At 41.3% G+C, this 724-nt stretch carries 2 protein-coding genes; both read left to right on the forward strand.

Annotated elements, in window-relative coordinates:
- The first annotated feature begins 128 nt into the window (after positions 1 to 128).
- Positions 129 to 323 carry an IDEAL domain-containing protein gene (locus tag ACFQ8Y_RS22775; RefSeq protein WP_382918057.1) on the forward strand — a complete coding sequence of 65 codons (195 nt, stop codon included), beginning with the start codon at positions 129 to 131 and terminating at the stop codon, positions 321 to 323.
- Positions 320 to 616 carry a hypothetical protein gene (locus ACFQ8Y_RS22780; protein WP_377455248.1) on the forward strand — a complete coding sequence of 99 codons (297 nt, stop codon included), beginning with the start codon at positions 320 to 322 and terminating at the stop codon, positions 614 to 616. The genes ACFQ8Y_RS22775 and ACFQ8Y_RS22780 overlap by 4 nt, the downstream gene beginning before the upstream one ends.
- Positions 617 to 724 lie beyond the last annotated feature (108 nt).

Here is a 724-nt window from a genome sequence, read left to right on the forward strand (position 1 = left end):
CGGGCAGTTAGAAAAGCGAGAGGGGAGCATATATGGCATGGCTAAAAGTGGGTGACTGGGTTAGCTTCACTTGTGATCATGTCCGGCTTTTAATGGGGAAAGTATCGCGGTTAGATGGTTCTATCATCATGGTTAAAGTTGGTAGAAAGGTATATTATAGAAAACGGAAAGATGAGCTTCAGAAGATACCGCAGAGAGACGCGCCAAAATTCGATTCTGACGAGCTGAGAGCGATGATTGACATAGCGTTAGATGCAAAAGATAGGAAATGGTTCGGGGAGCTTACAGAGCAATTAAAACGACTTGAGGGGGAAACGCAGTGAGCGTCAGCGTTATAGGGAATGGAAGTTATATATTGGTCAAAGAATCAGGCGGAAAAGAGGCACTAGTTTATAAGATTAATGAAATTTTAGAGATTTACGCGGGCAGATATAAGGCAGTGAAATTCAAAAAAGAACAAATCCCATTCTTTAAAAAAAGTTTAGATAGATTTAAGAGAGAGCAAAGAAATGAAGTGCTTGAATTTTCTCAAGGGGACACAACAATAAAATTCACAAAAGAGGAAATCCCATTCCTTGAAGAGTGTTTGAAGCAGCTGAAGGGGGAAGCGGAATGATCCAAAAGATGAAAGGAACCATCTGCAAAGTTAGAGGATACCACAAGATAAACGATTCCAATACGTGCGCCACTTGCGGGCGCACACGAAAAAAATTCAAATGGTGGG

It is taken from the genome of Isoptericola sp. NPDC056605 (assembly GCF_042792795.1).
In the GTDB taxonomy this organism is placed as follows: Bacteria; Actinomycetota; Actinomycetes; order Actinomycetales; family Cellulomonadaceae; genus Isoptericola.

What these genes read in the sequence shown, in the direction of transcription:
- ACFQ8Y_RS22775 (WP_382918057.1), top strand. Translation starts at nt 129, where the DNA reads ATGGTTAAAGTTGGTAGAAAGGTATATTATAGAAAACGGAAAGATGAG.